Raw genomic sequence first — 15934 nt, forward strand, 5'->3', positions numbered from 1 at the left:
AAGCGGTCAATTACCAAAAGTTGGGTCAATTAGCGTTAATTTTTCTGTTGATTGTCTGAGCGCTTGAAAATGTAACCCTGGCGGTGGACTGTCTGAATTCTGTCTGTTGGAACGCCTTCGTGAACTAGACGCTTTCTCATTCTGCTCATGTGCATATCGAGTGCTCGATCATGTTCAGTAAATTCACGTTTTAGTACTGTTTCGTAAAGAAAATGCTTACTAAGCACTTGATCTTGATGGTGAGTGAGAGTTTGCAGCAGCTTAAATTGAATGCTTGTTAACTGAACAGATTTCTTGTTTGGCAAGTAATTGAGTACCACAGAGTGAGTGCGCTTATCTAGTAATAGCTCCTCATCATTATGGTGAACGCCGTTGTGTTGGCATTGGGAAGTTTTTCCATTTGAAACCTTGGAGTCAAGCACACGGGTACCTTAATTATTAATAGTAGTAAAACGTATTATCATTAATATTTATATAAAAGCAATCAGGTACTTTATGAGCACTGTGATATGCGTAGACAATCTTAATACTTGAGATTACCAGTAGTGATGAATGATGCGATGGCGCTCTGAACTAAAGTGCTATTGGAGTGCGTATTAGCTACAAATAACGGTGTAATGTTAGGCAAAGATAGAAAGAATTCTCATTTAGTAAATTCGCTTATCCGCCATTTGTGAACTATACATTCTGTTGCAGGAAGCACTTTTCTAATACACACAGAGGTTTATATGACAGCGAAATATGGCGTTAAACGCCGATTAGCGATTCTTGCCGCCGCTTTAATCGGTGCGACAAGTAGCAGTATCGCAGCAGAGAAACCAAATATTCTCGTCATTTGGGGTGATGATATTGGCCAGTCCAATCTCAGTGCTTACACGTTTGGCTTGATGGGGTACAAAACACCAAATATAGACAGTATCGCCAAAGAAGGCATGATGTTCACTGACTATTACGGTGAGCAATCTTGTACAGCGGGCCGTTCTACTTTCATTACGGGCCAAACCGTTCTTAGAACAGGTTTGAGTAAAGTGGGGCTTCCAGGTGCTGATCTTGGCTTGAAGGAAGAGGACGCAACCATTGCCGAAATGCTGAAGCCGATGGGCTATATGACAGGGCAATTTGGTAAAAACCACTTAGGTGATAAAGATGAGCACCTTCCTACTAATCACGGCTTCGATGAATTTTTTGGCAACCTTTATCACTTGAACGCCGAGGAGGAGCCAGAAAACGTCGATTATCCTAAAGATCCTGAGTTTCGTAAAAAGTTCGGTCCGCGCGGCGTTATCCGTTCGTACGCTGATGGCAAAATTGAGGATACAGGACCTCTAACTCGCAAGCGCATGGAAACCGTGGATGAAGAGACGTTAGATGCGGCACTCGACTTTATGGATCGTGCAGTCAAGGCTGAAAAACCTTTCTTTGTCTGGTGGAACGCAACTCGTATGCACTTCCGTACTCATGTGAAAGAAGAGAACTCTGGAAAAACAGGCATCAGCGAGTATGCAGATGGTATGGTCGAGCATGATAATCATGTAGGTCAGCTGCTGAAAAAAGTGGATGATTTGGGTATTAAAGACAACACAATCGTCTTTTACTCCACCGATAATGGCCCACACATGAACTCGTGGCCAGATGCAGGCACAACGCCATTCCGTGGAGAGAAAAATACCAACTGGGAAGGTGCGTACCGAGTTCCTGCGATGGTACGTTGGCCGGGTAAAATTAAAGCTGGCTCTGTTTCGAATGATATCATGCATCACATGGACTGGATGCCAACGTTCGTTGCTGCCGCGGGTGATGACAATATCAAAGAGAAATTGCTCAAAGGTTATAGTGCGAATGGTAAGAAATTCAAAGTTCACCTAGACGGCTATAACTTCCTACCATATTTGACTGGTAAAGAGGATAAGGCCCCACGTGAAGAAATTTTTTACTTCTCAGATGATGGAGACTTAACTGCACTTCGTTATAACAAATGGAAGCTGGTCTTTATGGAGCAACGAGCAAAAGGTACGTTGCGTATTTGGGCTGAACCATTCACCACACTTCGTGTTCCTAAGATCTTCAACTTGCGTATGGATCCTTACGAAGTGGCTGATATCACTTCTAACACTTACTACGATTGGATGCTAGACCGTGCTTACATGCTTGTTCCTGCGCAAGCTTACGTAGGCAGATTCCTTGAAACGTTTAAAGAGTTCCCACCAAGGCAAAAAGCAGCAAGCTTCTCGCTCGATCAAGTGATGGAGAAACTAAAAGAGAACCCAAATAAGTAAGAAAAGCTAAGTGAAGTTCCACATCTAGAAAGAGGCTCATTAAAGTGAGCCTCTTTTTTTATCTGTAAAATTCTATCTATTAAGGTTTGTAGAAAGCTTGATGACGAAAACGCCTAACGCTTCAATTGACAAGATTTATAAACAAATTGGTTCGTAGTGGGCTGCCGTTAAGTTGGCTTTGATTTTTTCACGTAGAGCGATGTGGGCTGGGTTGTTTACCTCTCGCTTATGGTAGACGAACTTGTAAGGGATAGAGCGTATCGAAATGGGGCAGGGCAAAATTTGAAGTTTGAGCGCTTTGCTCCACTTGTTTGCAAAAGATTGAGACACGATCCCTAAACTGTCTCTTTGGGCGACATACAGCGCCATGCCCGCTAGCGAAGATGTGATCAAGTCGACTTTTCTTTCTTGAATTGTTTCCTTTGCTAGTTGCTCGAACCCCGACATGTTGTTCCATTTTCCTGAAAATAAACAGTGAGTTTCCTCATAAAATTGCTCTTTTGTGAGCGTGCCGTGTACACGGGGATGGTTCTCACGACAGATAACCACGGCTTCTTCCTCATAGGCATCTTCAATAATAAACGCTGCATCTTTCGTGATCACCGTATCGATTACTAGATCGACTTTTTGTTGTCTTAACAGCTCAAATAATAGGAATTTTTCGGGTGGTGATTCATAAAAAATAGTGTTCTTTATCGGGTCCATAATGTGCAACAAAATTTCCGAACAACACACTTCAAAATGATTTCTATCAGATATCGCATTGTCAATAATACTAACCGCTTGCTGGAATTGCGGCAGTAATTGATAAGCGGTGGAGGTTAGTGCGATACCTCGTCCTTTTTTAACGAATAATTGCTTATCTACGACTTGCTCTAAACGCTTTATTGCAGCGCTCACAGCAGGTTGTGTAAGCCCTAATTGTTCCGCGGCTTTTGTATAAGATTGAAACTCCGCAACAACAAGAAAAGTTTGGATCAAATTCAAGTCCATAACGTCACTCATAAATTTAATTTATAGGTTAACTAATTTTGACTGCATTTATCGCCTGAAATTAGTGCTTTATCTTATATCAACAATGGTATTGAAAAGCGAATACCGTTTTTTACGCACTAGCGAACTCTTGGAGATAATATGAAAAATGCGACCAAAACGAGCAGTAAAAAACTCGTACTTAACGCATGTACGTTAGCATTAGGCGCTGCATCTGCAGTTGCACATGCAGCGGACAAACCCAACATTCTTGTCATCTTTGGTGATGATGTTGGTTACTGGAACCTTAGTACCTATAACCAAGGCATGATGGCGTACAACACGCCAAACATCGATAGCATTGCTAAAGAAGGTGCGAAGTTCACTAACTTCTACGCACAGCAAAGCTCGACAGCAGGCCGTTCTTCATTCATCACTGGTCAAATGCCAAAACGTACAGGTCTATCAAAAGTGGGCTTACCAGGCGCTCCGGAAGGTATCTCGGAAAAAGATCCGACGATTGCAACCGTGCTTAAACAAATGGGTTACGCAACCGGACAATTTGGTAAGAACCATTTAGGTGACCGAGACGAGCATCTTCCTACCAACCACGGTTTTGATGAATTCTTCGGCAACCTATACCATTTGAACGCAGAAGAAGAGCCAGAGAACGTGGATTACCCTAAAGATCCGGAGTTCAAGAAGAAATTTGGCCCTCGTGGCGTTATCCATTCTTACGCTGACGGCAAAATCGAAGATACCGGTCCACTAACGCGTAAGCGTATGGAAAATGTTGATGGTGAGTTTCTTGATGCCGCAGAGAGCTTCATAGAAAAGCAAGTAAAAGCGGACAAGCCGTTCTTTACTTGGTTTAACACCACTCGCATGCACAACTTCACACATGTTCCTGAAGAATACCAAGGTAAAACAGGTGCCGGTTTCTACGCGGATGGTGTTAAGCAGCACGATGACCAAATCGGTCAGCTACTTAACAAGATCAAAGAGTTAGGTGTGGATGACAATACAATCATTGTTTACACCACTGACAACGGCCCTATGGTTGATTTGTGGCCGGATGCTGGGATGACACCGTTCCGCTCAGAGAAAAACACTGGCTGGGAAGGGAGTTTCCGTGTGCCAATGTTGATTAAATGGCCTGGAAAAATTGAGGCAGGTAAAACATTCAACGGCATGATGTCATTAGAGGACTTTTTCCCGACACTAGTTGCTGCGGCAGGTGATACCAAAGTTAAAGACGAATTACTAAAAGGCAAAAAAGTTGGCGATGTGGACTACAAAGTTCACCTAGACGGTTACAACCAATTGCCATACTTAACGGGTAAGTCAGACAAATCCGCACGAAATGAGTTCGTTTACTGGAGCGACGACGGCGATCTTGTGGCATTGCGCCAAGGAAAGTACAAGTTCCACTTTATGATTCAAGAGAATGAAACGGGTATGGATGTATGGCGTAAGCCGTTCACTAAACTTCGTGTGCCACTGATCTTTGACTTGAGCATTGATCCATTTGAACGAGGCGATCAAGGCATGGGTTATTCTCGTTGGATGTACGAGCGTTCATTCTTAATGATGCCAGCAATGGATACAGTGAAAGAGGTGATGGGTACATTCAAAGAGTTCCCTCCTCGTATGGAAGCAGGTTCGTTCGTACCTAAGTCTTCTAAGTAAATTAAGATTATATAGCGCTTTTTGGAGCGCTATATACCCAAATAGCTTCACTTTTGCTGTACAGCGCTCAGGAGGTTATTTGGGTATATGTAATAGTGAGAAACGTATGAGTAAGATTTCCCCTCGCCATTCTACTACTATGCCTATTGTTCCCCTTAAAACGGCGTCTAAAGCGCCGGTTCTGGGCGCGTATGACCGTCGATTCCATGTGATGGCAAAGCCAGGCGGAGCAAAGTGCAACATCGATTGTCAGTACTGCTTTTATCTGCATAAAGAAAATCTACTGCACCAAGAAAAGCAGCCAAAAATGGACGACGCAACACTGGAAGCGTTCGTGAAAAGCTATATCGAAAGTCAGGATGGCGAAGAAATTGTATTCTCATGGCAGGGCGGGGAGCCGACGCTGCTTGGGTTGGACTATTTCCGCAATGTCGTAGCTTTGCAAAAGAAACATCAGCCGAAAGGCGTTCGCATTGAAAACGACCTTCAGACCAACGGCATTTTGCTAAACGATGAGTGGTGTGCGTTTTTAAAAGAGCACAACTTCCTAGTTGGCTTGTCGATTGATGGGCCACGAGAGCTGCACAACAAATATCGCAAAACCCGCAGCGGTAAGCCAACGTTTGATCTCGTGATGAAAGCGGTAGATAAGCTCAAAGCGCATGGCGTGAAATTCAACGCGTTGGTCACGGTGAATCGTCACAATGCGAAATACCCGCTCGAAGTATATCGATTTTTAACCCAAGAATTGGGTGTGACTTATATTCAGTTTGCGCCGGTGGTAGAAGCCAACAACTTCCAAACAACCGCGCCGCAGTTTTGGAACGAACAGATGATCCCAACCAAAGGCAGTGTTCTGGCTAAACCGGGGCATCCAATGTCGATTGTAACGGATTGGTCAGTCGATCCTGAAGACTGGGGACGCTTTTTAATGGCGACCTTTGAAGAGTGGGTGAATAACGATCTTGGCCGTGTGTTGGTTAATCTGTTTGAAACCGCGGTGGCGCAAGTAATGGGGAAACCGTCTCAGCTTTGCGTGACGGCGGAGTTTTGTGGCAAAGGGTTGGCGATTGAGCACAATGGCGACGTGTTCAGTTGCGACCACTATGTGTATCCAGAATACAAACTCGCCAACATTCATGAACACTCACTGAATGAAATGGCCTTCTCTACAAGACAATATACTTTTGGCATGGCAAAACGCGATTCATTGCCGACGTATTGTAAGCAATGCCCTTACTTGCCTTATTGTTGGGGTGAGTGCCCCAAAAACCGTTTGATCAAAACGCCGAATGGTGAGAGTGGTCTAAACTATTTGTGTTCGGGAATCAAAATGTTCTTTGATTATGCGTTACCGATGTTGGTTGGTCTTGCACAACTTCTCCAATCTCAAGAACCGCAAAGATAACATAGTGAATATAACCTTAAGTTATTTCATTTGTTCTTATACTTAACTATCGAAAAGACGGCTTAAACCATTGAAAAGGTATCCTATGAACCACGCACAACAAGCGATAAAAGAACTCATCGAACAAACAGAAAAAAGCGTCATTGGACAAAGCCACGTGGTTCGAGCTTTAGTCATTGGGTTATTAACAAATGGGCATATTCTGCTAGAAGGTTTACCGGGAACGGCAAAAACACGTTCCGTAAAATCGTTGGCGAACTTGTTAAACACCAGTTTTGGTCGAATCCAGTTTACGCCGGATCTTTTACCATCTGACGTGACGGGCACTGAGGTTTATCAAGAGCTGGATGGTAAGCCGCAACTCCATTTTCAGTCAGGGCCAATTTTTAACAGCATTGTACTTGCTGATGAGGTCAACCGTGCACCAGCCAAAGTACAAGCGGCACTGCTTGAAGCCATGGCCGAAGGCACAATCACGGTAGGCGATAAAACTCACGTATTGCCAGACTTATTTATGGTGCTTGCAACGCAAAACCCTGTAGAGCAAGAGGGCACGTACCCGCTGCCAGAAGCGCAAATGGACCGCTTTATCATGAAGGTTACCGTCGATTATCCAGAAGATGACGCCGAACGTGACATCATTCGTTTGGTGCGCAGTGAAGAATTGGGTGCGGAAACCAGCAGCGAAATTGTTACGCCAAAACACATCGAGCCAGACGTGGTGCTAGAAGCGCGTCGTCAGTTACCAAACATCGTGGTATCGGACCTAGTGGAAAACTACATCGTTGCGTTAGTGATGGCGACTCGTAAGCCAGAGCGTTATGCCGATTCAAACTTAGCAAAATGGATTGAGATTGGCTCTAGTCCTCGTGCTTCCATCGCACTCGACAAATGCGCTCGTGCGTATGCGTGGATGCAAGGACGTGACCATGTGACTCCTGACGATGTGCGTGCCATGGTTCCGTCTGTATTGGGCCACCGTTTTTCTTTGACCTACGACGCACTAGCAGACGGAGTCGATCACCAACGAGTCGTACAAGAGCTGCTAGATTGTGTAGAAATTGGGTAAGTGGGAGGCATTATGGCTAAGCCAACTCTTGCGCCAAAATCACAGGGGATGGATCCCCGTTTGTACTGCGATTACGCTCGTTTAGTACGTCTGCAAGCACAAGCAGAATCATTCAGTTTACTTCCTCACCTAAAGGCGGGTAGCGTACTCTCTGGCCGACACAATTCGTTGTTTCGCGGTCGTGGATTGAACTTCGAAGAGCTGCGCCATTACCAATTGGGTGACGATATTCGTAACCTTGATTGGAAAGTTACGATGCGTACGGGTAAGCCGCATGTACGCAGTTATACAGAAGAAAAAGATCGCAACGTAATCGTGTGTGTCGACCAGAGAAGCACAATGTTTTTTGCTTCGACGCAAGTAATGAAATCAGTTGTCGCGGCAGAGATCGCAGCGATGTGTGGGTGGCGAGTATTAAAAGATGGCGACCGAGTCGGTTTTGTCATCGCATCCCAGCAGGCGTTGTTTCACAGCAAGGCACAGCGTTCGCAAAACGATCTTCTGGCGCAACTTAAACGTCTCGCTAAAGCCAATCAATCGCTCAATGTGGACTCCCGCAATTCCGAAAAAGTAGCGTTCAGTCAATGGATTGAGCTTATTAAACGCATGAATCTCAAGCAATCCACTTTGATTTTTATCAGCGACTGGAGCGACTGCGAGGAGCACCACCTTGATCACCTTAAACAGCTACAACAGCACAACGATGTTCTTGCTGTGATGGTCAGTGACCCATTAGAACAAGCGCTACCAGACGATTTGGCAAAATCGAAATGGGTGGTTGGTGATGGGCAGTATCAACTCAATTTAGACAGCAACGCAAAGGTAGAAGCTGCGAGCGCAAAGCTTGAGGCTCGAACTAGCTTACAGCGTCAATCACTCTCTCAACTTATGGCGATGAAACACCTTCCGCACATCGAACTCGATACGACAGGTGAGCACATTAAACAATTCCAAAAACTGGTAGGAGGGCGTTAAATGAGTGATCTTCCTACGCCTCCGAGTACCTACATACTCAGAGAGCTGCATGATGTGGCTGTACCATCTAGCGTGAGTTGGTACCCGCAAACTATTGGCTGGAAAATTTTAGCGGCGGTTGTGCTCATTGCATTGGTGTATGTCGTATATCGATTGGCTCGGCAATGGTGGCATAATCGTTACCGAAAAGAAGCTCTACTGGCGATTTCGCAAATCAAATCGAGCGACAAAGACATGCCAAAAGTATTGTTCTCTGTGCTTAAAGTAGTGCTGATTCATATTGATAGCCGCAACGCGAAATTGTTTGATACCGCCTTTCTGCGCAAGCTCGATGCGCTGTATCCGCAAACCGAAGATTCTCAAGCAAACTCGCAAATGGTTTTTAACGATGAGCTTTCAAAGTGCTGGCTACAAAGTATTGTTGACCCAAGCGTTACGCTAACCAACGAAGAGCGAGTAACGCTTATTGCTCGTGCGAAAAACTGGGTGAGTGAGCACCGTTGTGATGCTCAAAAAAGCGCGGCAAATAAATCACCACGATTGAAACGCAAAGCACATCAGGGAGGTCAACATGAATGATCTTCTTGCATCGATAACTGGTTTGTCAGGTTTTGAATTTGCTCACCCAATGTGGTTTCTGGTTTTGCCCTTGCCGTTGGTGGTGTACTACTTGGTGCCCGCATATCGCACTAAGCAAATGGCGATCAAAGTGCCGTTTTTTAGTCAGCTGGTGGAAGCGATTGGCGAGACGCCATCAGAAGGTGCAAGCCAGTTGACCCCGAGTTGGTGGCAACGAGCAACGTTAATTCTTTCATGGCTTTTGGTGGTGTGTGCGATGGCAAAACCCACCGTGTTAGGCGAGCCTCAAGTTCGCGAGAGTTTAGGCCGCGATGTGATGGTGGTGGTGGATCTTTCGGGCTCCATGGCCGAGCCAGATTTCACCTCACGTACAGGCGAAAAAATTTCTCGTCTTGATGCGGCAAAAGAAGTGCTGTCGGAGTTTGTTCAGTCTCGTAAAGGTGACCGATTAGGCTTGGTGCTTTTTGGTGATGCTGCTTTCGTGCAAACGCCATTTACCGCAGACCAAAAAGTGTGGCTCGAACTGCTTAACCAAACCGATGTGGCAATGGCAGGGCAGAGTACCCATCTTGGTGATGCGATTGGCTTAGCGATTAAAGTTTTTGAGCAAAGCGATCAGTCGCGTGGTGCTTTAGAACAAGACCAAAACCGTGAAAAAGTCGCGATTGTATTAACCGATGGTAACGACACGGGCAGTTTTGTTGAACCGATTGATGCGGCGAAAGTTGCGAAAGCCAAAGGCGTGAGAGTACACGTCATTGCGATGGGCGATCCGGAAACGATAGGTGAAACCGCGTTGGATATGGACACGATTCATCGCATTGCGAAAGAATCCGGCGGTGAAGCGTTTGAAGCACTCAACCGTGATGAACTATCGGCTGCCTACGACGAAATTGGCAAACTGGAACCTCAACTTTACGAAAGCACCACATACCGCCCAAAACAAAGCCTTCACCATTACTTGATGGCGTTAGTGGTCATCATGCATTTGCTCGCGTTCAGCGTCGCAACACTCAAAAGAAGGGCTGCAACACAATCATCATTAGGAGAGAGCGATGTTTGATTCTCTTAGTTGGACGCAATTCTTTACGCAGTTTCATTTTATTCGACCACTGTGGTTACTGGCTTTGATCCCCATGTTTTTCTTGGTGTGGTTACGCTGGCGAGAAGAAAGCAAGCCAAGCTGGAAGGATATTTTGCCCGAACATTTACGCAATGCTTTGACGATAGGTGAGCGAGGCTGGCGTAAGCAACTGCCGCTTAAGCTCTTGATGCTGATTGTGTTCATCGCCATTGTGATTTGTGCAGGCCCAACGTGGCAACGTGAATCTTCCCCCTTTGGCGAAGATCAAGCCTCTATGCTTGTGGTGCTTGATAACAGCGACTCGATGCTGCAAAAAGATCTCCCACCAAGCCGCCTTGAGCGTTCCAAACAGAAAATACGCGATTTGCTAGTCGCGCGAAAAGGCGGAAAAACGGGTTTAGTCGTGTTCGCGGGCAGTGCTCATGTCGCGATGCCTATAACTCAAGACAGCAAAGTATTTGACCCGTTTTTGGCGGCCATTACGCCAGAAATTATGCCCGTGCAAGGTAAGCTTGCCGAAAAAGCATTGCCGTTAATTGACCAACAATTGCAAGGTCAACCAGGCTCCACTGTTCTGTTGGTGAGTGATGGCGTTAATCCAGCCACGATTGAGCAATACCAAGCGTATTTCTCGGGCAAACCTTATCAACTGTTAATTCTTGCGGCAGGGAATGCTGACATTGTGAGTAACAACCCAATGGATTTGGATTCTCTACAAAAACTGGCTAGTCAGACTAACGGTCGATTGGTGGAAGTGACCGTCGATAATAGTGATATCGAGCAACTGAATCGATACGTTGAGCGCAATATGCAGCTTAATGGCGAATCTTCAATGCCTTGGAAAGACATGGGGTATCAACTTCTGTTCCCAATCGCGCTGATCATGATGCTGTGGTTTAGAAAAGGGTGGTTAGTGCAGTGGTGCGTGATTGTAATGGTGAGCGGCACGTTATTGATGCCAACAAGTGCATTGGCCGAGAACATTTCAGTTAAAGCCGAGCAGCCACAAATTGTGCAAAAAGTGACGGCTTTCGACAAGGTGACGCAATGGTGGTGGGATTTGTGGCTAACGCCAGATCAACAAGGACAGCGTTTGTTCAACCAACAAGCGTATTTAGAAGCCGCGAAACAGTTTGTCGATCCATTACGCAAAGGGACGGCGTACTACTACGCTAGCGAGTTTGAACTCGCCCACAGTGCGTTTTTGGAAATGCAAAACGACCCGTCCGAAGAGGTTCGAGATTACGGTCTTTATAATGCGGCGAGTGCATTGGCGCGTCAGCGTGAATATTTGGCTGCACGTGACTTGTTAAAATCCCTAGCCAACAAGCCAACGTTAAGCGAGAGGCTAAGACCGGATGTTGAGCATAACTTGAAAGTGATTGGTGGTATTGTAGAGGACATCAACCGGATGAGTGAGAGTCAGGCAGGAACGGAGCAAGAAGCATCAACCGAGCTAGGCGATAACCCTCAAACCGCAGAAGGGGCGGATGAAAAAACGTCAGCGGAGTTGATGATTAAAGAGACGTTAAGTGCAGACGACATCTTAGGTAGCCAAGAATTAGCCGACAAATGGTTAAAGCGAGTCGAAGCGGATCCTAAATACTTCTTAAATGCGAAGTTTCAGATTCAATTGCGTTCAATAGAAACCGGAGAATCAACTTCTACTGCGAACGAAAATACAGAGGAGGCGGTGCAATGATGAAAAGCCACCGTTTTACGCCCTTTGCTTTACCCTTGTGGTTAGTTATCTGTTTCGGTTTCCTCCTGAGCAGTAGTGTGTTGGCTCAAGATATTCGTGACGTTCAACGAGAGCATGGTGTTGAGTTACAAGCGTGGGTTGGTAAACAACCAACGGCTGGAGAGAAGCGTAAAACACCAAGTTTTAGCGTCAATGAGCAAGTTATTTTAACCATCGAAGTGGCAACGCCGCGTTGGTTTACGGGTGGTACGAGAATTGGCAATATTGAAATACCCAATGTTATCGCCAAACAACGTAATCAACTAGCAACCAACTTTACTGAGCAAAAAGAGGGACAAACTTGGTCGCGTCAACGCTGGGAAGTGACTTTGTATCCACAAGCATCTGGTGATTTTGTGATTCCACCTGTCGCTGTGGGCGTTCAGGTGTCGGCGCCGGATGGCGAGAAGGTGTCAGGCACACTTTATACGCAGCCGATTAAGTTCAAAACTGTCTTGCCATCGGGATTGTTGAGCGGTGATACGCCTTGGTTTTCTGCAACGCACGTAGACGTAAAACAAGAGTGGGAAACCTCCACTGAGTCACTCAAAGTTGGGGATGCAATCACGCGTAAAATCACCATTTTGGCTCAAGATTCACTATCTGTATTGCTACCAGACTTGTTGAAAGGAGAATCAACAACCCGTTATCAAGCATATCCTCAACCCCACCGTTTGACAGATACGCAAACACGTGGTGATTACCAGTCAACACGCACAGAAGAGAGCGTGTACGTGATTCAACAAGGTGGTGAATTAACCCTGCCGGATTATGAGTTCCGTTGGTGGAACAGTAAGACTCAGCAAGTGGAAACGGTGATGTTAGAGGGCAAAACTTTTGCCGCGAAGCACACGTTGAAGTCCTTCATCAGAACGTACTTTGAATGGATTGTTTCCACGCTTGTGTTGCTGGGTTTTGTGATTATTTCATTGGTAGCCATTAAACGTTACTACCGCAACAGACCGACACCAGCATGGCTGACGTTTCACCGTTTGTTAAAGGCTAAACGTTGGTCTGAAGCAAGGACCATATTGTACAAACAATTGCGTTTAAATACGGCCGAGCTAGAAATGACCAAAGCCGATACGAGTGAATCGTGGCAAAAAAGTGCGTCGCGAATGCAAAATGGTGAAAATAGCGCTCATTTACTGAATTCGATGTGGCGCAAAATCCAGACCAAACAAAAACGCTTTAAATTCCGTATTCCGCGAGCGTTACCAGAACTGGACAAAGTCATTGGAAGAGATGGCAATGAATAAAACGGGGCGCTAATATAGCGCCTCGTTTTTATTAGAGAATAGAGTTCAAATGAGCCAAGAGTTTATGCGCCGCGCATTGGAAGTGTCCAAAAATGCGCTTCCTGAATGTCAACCCAACCCGCCGGTTGGCTGCGTGTTAGTGAAAGACAATCAAATCGTTTCTGAAGGTCATACTCAAGCGATTGGTGGCAATCACGCGGAAGTGGAAGCGCTGAATGCGTATCAAGGCTCGTTAGAATCGGTGACGGCATACGTTACGCTGGAACCGTGTTCGTTTGTTGGTCGCACGCCAGCTTGCGCGGTGACATTAGTCAAATCCGGCATAAGCAAAGTCGTCGTAGCCATATTGGACCCCGACCCACGCAACAGTGGTCGAGGTATCGAGATTCTAAAACAAGCAGGTATAGAGGTAGAAACTGGTTTATGCGGCGAGGAAGTCAGCGAGTTTCTTACCCCTTACCTAGGCAAAGCCTAAGTCAAGCTTTACGTTGCACTATGGTGCCAGTTTATGTGGTGAATGAAGTGCGTCAAAATTGAGTTAAAACTCATTAAAACAAGCGATACCGCCCATTTATTGCACTTGGCTACGTGAAGGATCATGCTGTTAGATTAAAATAGAGAAAGTGACTTTTGAAAAATTTAATAGCATGAAACCGACCGACCTTAATCTTATTCCCATTTTCACTGCCATCTATGAAGAGCGTAACTTGTCTCGGGCGGCGGCGCGTTTAAACATCACCCAGCCTGCAGTGAGTAAAGCGCTAGCAAGGCTACGTGATATCTACGATGATCCATTGTTTCATCGTTGCGTTAAAGGTGTCGAGCCTACCTCGTTTGCGATGGATATTTATCCTGCTCTTCTAGCTTCAGTACAAAATTTCACTTCGACATTATCGGCCTCTAGTGAGTTTGACCCTAAAGTGTCGAATAGAGTGTTTTCTATTGCCTGTGTGTCCGTTGCAAGTTTTGAGTTGCTACCTCAAGTCATGAAACAAATCCGTGTGTCGGCGCCAAATGTTGCATTAGAAGTACATCCGCTTTTTACGGAAGATTTTGAAAGTGATCTGCGGTTACAACGATACGATTTGATCATTGATATCACACCAAGAGCAAGAACGGTGCTAAAACTGGAAACTGTACTTACGGAGCGTTTGGTGGTGGTATGTAGCGAAGCGCATCCCCGCCTGAATGACGAGATTACGGCTGAACAATTTTTTGAAGAAGAACACGTAGTAGTTTCGCAGTGGCAGAGTCGTAAGAGCCTGTTAAACGCCGATGACATTGTCGACTTGGATAAGAGAAAGATTAAGTATCGAGCCTCAGGCGTACTAGAAATGCTCCCAATTATTTGTGGTAGTGAATACATTGGTTTAATGCCAGAGTCGATGATCAACTTGTTCAATAACACCTATCATGTTAAATCTTTATCAATGCCATTTGATGAACAAATGTATGAGCTTTGCACAATCTGGCATCCTAGTCGCACAAACGACAGCGCCCATCAGTGGTTGCGTTCACAGATTAAGCAAGCAGGAAAAGTCATCAACCAATAGGAAGTGCAATGAAAAAGACAATACGTGCCATCCTTAACGGAAAAAAAGCTGGGAATACAGAGTTAAGAGATGCAATCATGAAAATGAGAGACAAAGGCATCGACGTACAGGTGCGTGTAACGTGGGAATCTCAAGACATGCCGCGGCTAGTGAAAGAAGCGGTTGATGAAGGCATTGAACGTATTGTTGTCGCTGGTGGCGATGGGACCGTCAATGAGGCGGCTTCTGCGATTATTCAAATTGACGAAGAAAAACGCCCTGAGTTAGCCATTATTCCCCTTGGTACCGCCAATGACTTTGCTACCGCTATTCAAGTACCTAATTCCATTAAGGCGTCTTTATCTCTTGCTGTTGAGGGGCAGTCCGCTTTGGTCGATTGCGTCAAAGCGAACGATCGCTGCTTTGTTAACGTGGCAACAGCAGGGTTTGGCGCAGAAGTTACAGCAGAAACGCCTGTTGAACTCAAAAACTTTCTTGGCGGCGGAGCTTACACGCTAACTGGTGTTGTAAAAGCACTTGGCTTTAAACCATATGACGGAACAATAACGATTGAAGGTGGTGCGTATCAGGGAGAAATGTTGCTCGGTGCGTTTTGTAATGGGCGCCTTGCTGGAGGTGGGCAAGAGTTAGCTCCAAAAGCGATGATTAATGATGGGCTGATGGATCTAACATTGGTGCGCCCATTTTTACCTCATGAGCTGCCTAAAGTAATCGACGAGATCAATAACCCGAGTGAGAAAGGAGAGTTTGTGAAGTACACAAGAGCAAGCTGGTTGGAGATAGACTTCCCGAATCCATTACCTCTTAATTTAGATGGAGAACCTTATCATTCGAGAACCATTAGATTTGATGTTCAGCCTAAGAGTATACGATTAGTCGTACCGCAAGATTGTCCTTGCTTGACTAGCTAAACGAGCGTTCTCCATGATTATTGCTTAACACAGCCACTAAAATGTGGCTGTGTTGCTTGTGTTGAGGTATCGTCAACTTCTTAACGTTTTTGAATGGTCTCAACGTCTATCTGCGTAGTTGTCCAATCTGAGTCAACCTCTCCTCGAATCATTACGGTATCTTTTGGTGTCACTTCTTGACCCATCCAATCTTCGTTGTCGATCTCTACTTCGATTTCACCAGTGTTGTCTTTGAACAAGTAAGTCTCGTTACCAAATGATTGAACAATATGCCCGGTTAGCACTACAGCGCTGTCGTCGGTTGCGTTGCGCGCCTCTTTCACCGTATTGATTGCACTGACTTCTGGGCCATTAAATGCGGCGAAAGCCGAGCTTGAAAGTAGGGCAAGCATGGATGTTAACAATACTCTTTTCATTA

15 protein-coding genes are annotated in these 15934 nt (G+C 45.5%); 12 read left to right on the plus strand and 3 right to left on the minus strand.

Translation table 11 applies throughout. From position 1 onward, the window contains the following. Positions 1-35 precede the first annotated feature (35 nt). On the minus strand, positions 36-422 hold the full coding sequence (locus tag R7E29_RS07555; protein WP_005376561.1) for a winged helix-turn-helix domain-containing protein: 387 nt from the start codon (positions 420-422) through the stop codon (positions 36-38). A 306-nt stretch (positions 423-728) separates the two neighbouring features. Between R7E29_RS07555 and R7E29_RS07560 the strand changes: the two genes are divergently transcribed. Further along, positions 729-2276, plus strand: a complete 1548-nt coding sequence (locus R7E29_RS07560; RefSeq protein WP_005376560.1) for an arylsulfatase — start codon at positions 729-731, stop codon at positions 2274-2276. Positions 2277-2411: 135 nt separating this feature from the next. On the opposite strand, the gene R7E29_RS07565 is transcribed toward R7E29_RS07560, so the two are convergent. Then, on the minus strand, positions 2412-3269 hold the full coding sequence (locus R7E29_RS07565; RefSeq protein WP_005376559.1) for a LysR family transcriptional regulator: 858 nt from the start codon (positions 3267-3269) through the stop codon (positions 2412-2414). 141 nt (positions 3270-3410) lie between these two features. Here R7E29_RS07565 and R7E29_RS07570 point away from each other — a divergent pair, with 141 nt between their 5' ends. From R7E29_RS07570 to yegS, 11 genes are all read left to right on the plus strand, one after another. Further along, entirely contained in the window at positions 3411-4937 is a 1527-nt protein-coding gene (locus tag R7E29_RS07570; RefSeq protein WP_054576045.1) for an arylsulfatase, read from the plus strand. A gap of 106 nt (positions 4938-5043) precedes the next feature. After that, entirely contained in the window at positions 5044-6345 is a 1302-nt protein-coding gene (locus R7E29_RS07575) for an anaerobic sulfatase maturase (RefSeq protein WP_054576044.1), read from the plus strand. An 85-nt stretch (positions 6346-6430) separates the two neighbouring features. Further along, positions 6431-7414 (plus strand): AAA family ATPase, encoded by a 984-nt coding sequence (locus tag R7E29_RS07580; protein ID WP_033906480.1) that lies wholly within the window; start codon positions 6431-6433, stop codon positions 7412-7414. Between the two features lie 12 nt (positions 7415-7426). Continuing rightward, positions 7427-8389 carry a DUF58 domain-containing protein gene (locus tag R7E29_RS07585; protein WP_054576043.1) on the plus strand — a complete coding sequence of 321 codons (963 nt, stop codon included), beginning with the start codon at positions 7427-7429 and terminating at the stop codon, positions 8387-8389. Beyond that, entirely contained in the window at positions 8390-8968 is a 579-nt protein-coding gene (locus R7E29_RS07590; protein WP_005376546.1) for a DUF4381 domain-containing protein, read from the plus strand. After that, positions 8961-10031 carry a vWA domain-containing protein gene (locus tag R7E29_RS07595; RefSeq protein WP_054576042.1) on the plus strand — a complete coding sequence of 357 codons (1071 nt, stop codon included), beginning with the start codon at positions 8961-8963 and terminating at the stop codon, positions 10029-10031. Before R7E29_RS07590 ends, R7E29_RS07595 begins: the two co-directional genes overlap by 8 nt. Then, a complete protein-coding gene (locus R7E29_RS07600) occupies positions 10024-11754 on the plus strand; it encodes a VWA domain-containing protein (RefSeq protein ID WP_054576041.1) in 1731 nt (576 codons plus the stop codon). The genes R7E29_RS07595 and R7E29_RS07600 overlap by 8 nt, the downstream gene beginning before the upstream one ends. After that, positions 11751-13052, plus strand: a complete 1302-nt coding sequence (locus tag R7E29_RS07605) for a BatD family protein (protein WP_054576040.1) — start codon at positions 11751-11753, stop codon at positions 13050-13052. Before R7E29_RS07600 ends, R7E29_RS07605 begins: the two co-directional genes overlap by 4 nt. Positions 13053-13101: 49 nt before the next feature. Continuing rightward, positions 13102-13527 (plus strand): bifunctional diaminohydroxyphosphoribosylaminopyrimidine deaminase/5-amino-6-(5-phosphoribosylamino)uracil reductase RibD, encoded by a 426-nt coding sequence (locus R7E29_RS07610; RefSeq protein ID WP_005376542.1) that lies wholly within the window; start codon positions 13102-13104, stop codon positions 13525-13527. A gap of 172 nt (positions 13528-13699) precedes the next feature. Beyond that, positions 13700-14605: a LysR family transcriptional regulator gene (locus tag R7E29_RS07615; RefSeq protein ID WP_005376541.1), complete on the plus strand. Its 906-nt coding sequence runs from the start codon at positions 13700-13702 to the stop codon at positions 14603-14605. Positions 14606-14613: 8 nt separating this feature from the next. After that, complete coding sequence (gene yegS, locus R7E29_RS07620; protein ID WP_054576039.1) at positions 14614-15516, plus strand: lipid kinase YegS; 903 nt, start codon at positions 14614-14616, stop codon at positions 15514-15516. Between the two features lie 80 nt (positions 15517-15596). Here the strand turns inward: yegS and R7E29_RS07625 are convergent, their stop codons facing one another. Further along, a complete protein-coding gene (locus tag R7E29_RS07625) occupies positions 15597-15932 on the minus strand; it encodes a YgiW/YdeI family stress tolerance OB fold protein (RefSeq protein ID WP_017635355.1) in 336 nt (111 codons plus the stop codon). Positions 15933-15934 lie beyond the last annotated feature (2 nt).

Origin of the sequence: Vibrio sp. Vb1729 (assembly GCF_033338655.1) — a bacterium.
Lineage (GTDB): Bacteria > Pseudomonadota > Gammaproteobacteria > Enterobacterales > Vibrionaceae > Vibrio > Vibrio alginolyticus.

What these genes read in the sequence shown, in the direction of transcription:
- R7E29_RS07560 (WP_005376560.1), top strand. Translation starts at nt 729, where the DNA reads ATGACAGCGAAATATGGCGTTAAACGCCGATTAGCGATTCTTGCCGCC.
- R7E29_RS07565 (WP_005376559.1), bottom strand. Translation starts at nt 3,269, where the DNA reads ATGGACTTGAATTTGATCCAAACTTTTCTTGTTGTTGCGGAGTTTCAA.
- R7E29_RS07570 (WP_054576045.1), top strand. Translation starts at nt 3,411, where the DNA reads ATGAAAAATGCGACCAAAACGAGCAGTAAAAAACTCGTACTTAACGCA.
- R7E29_RS07575 (WP_054576044.1), top strand. Translation starts at nt 5,044, where the DNA reads ATGAGTAAGATTTCCCCTCGCCATTCTACTACTATGCCTATTGTTCCC.
- R7E29_RS07580 (WP_033906480.1), top strand. Translation starts at nt 6,431, where the DNA reads ATGAACCACGCACAACAAGCGATAAAAGAACTCATCGAACAAACAGAA.
- R7E29_RS07585 (WP_054576043.1), top strand. Translation starts at nt 7,427, where the DNA reads ATGGCTAAGCCAACTCTTGCGCCAAAATCACAGGGGATGGATCCCCGT.
- R7E29_RS07590 (WP_005376546.1), top strand. Translation starts at nt 8,390, where the DNA reads ATGAGTGATCTTCCTACGCCTCCGAGTACCTACATACTCAGAGAGCTG.
- R7E29_RS07595 (WP_054576042.1), top strand. Translation starts at nt 8,961, where the DNA reads ATGAATGATCTTCTTGCATCGATAACTGGTTTGTCAGGTTTTGAATTT.
- R7E29_RS07600 (WP_054576041.1), top strand. Translation starts at nt 10,024, where the DNA reads ATGTTTGATTCTCTTAGTTGGACGCAATTCTTTACGCAGTTTCATTTT.
- R7E29_RS07605 (WP_054576040.1), top strand. Translation starts at nt 11,751, where the DNA reads ATGATGAAAAGCCACCGTTTTACGCCCTTTGCTTTACCCTTGTGGTTA.
- R7E29_RS07610 (WP_005376542.1), top strand. Translation starts at nt 13,102, where the DNA reads ATGAGCCAAGAGTTTATGCGCCGCGCATTGGAAGTGTCCAAAAATGCG.
- R7E29_RS07615 (WP_005376541.1), top strand. Translation starts at nt 13,700, where the DNA reads ATGAAACCGACCGACCTTAATCTTATTCCCATTTTCACTGCCATCTAT.
- yegS (WP_054576039.1), top strand. Translation starts at nt 14,614, where the DNA reads ATGAAAAAGACAATACGTGCCATCCTTAACGGAAAAAAAGCTGGGAAT.
- R7E29_RS07625 (WP_017635355.1), bottom strand. Translation starts at nt 15,932, where the DNA reads ATGAAAAGAGTATTGTTAACATCCATGCTTGCCCTACTTTCAAGCTCG.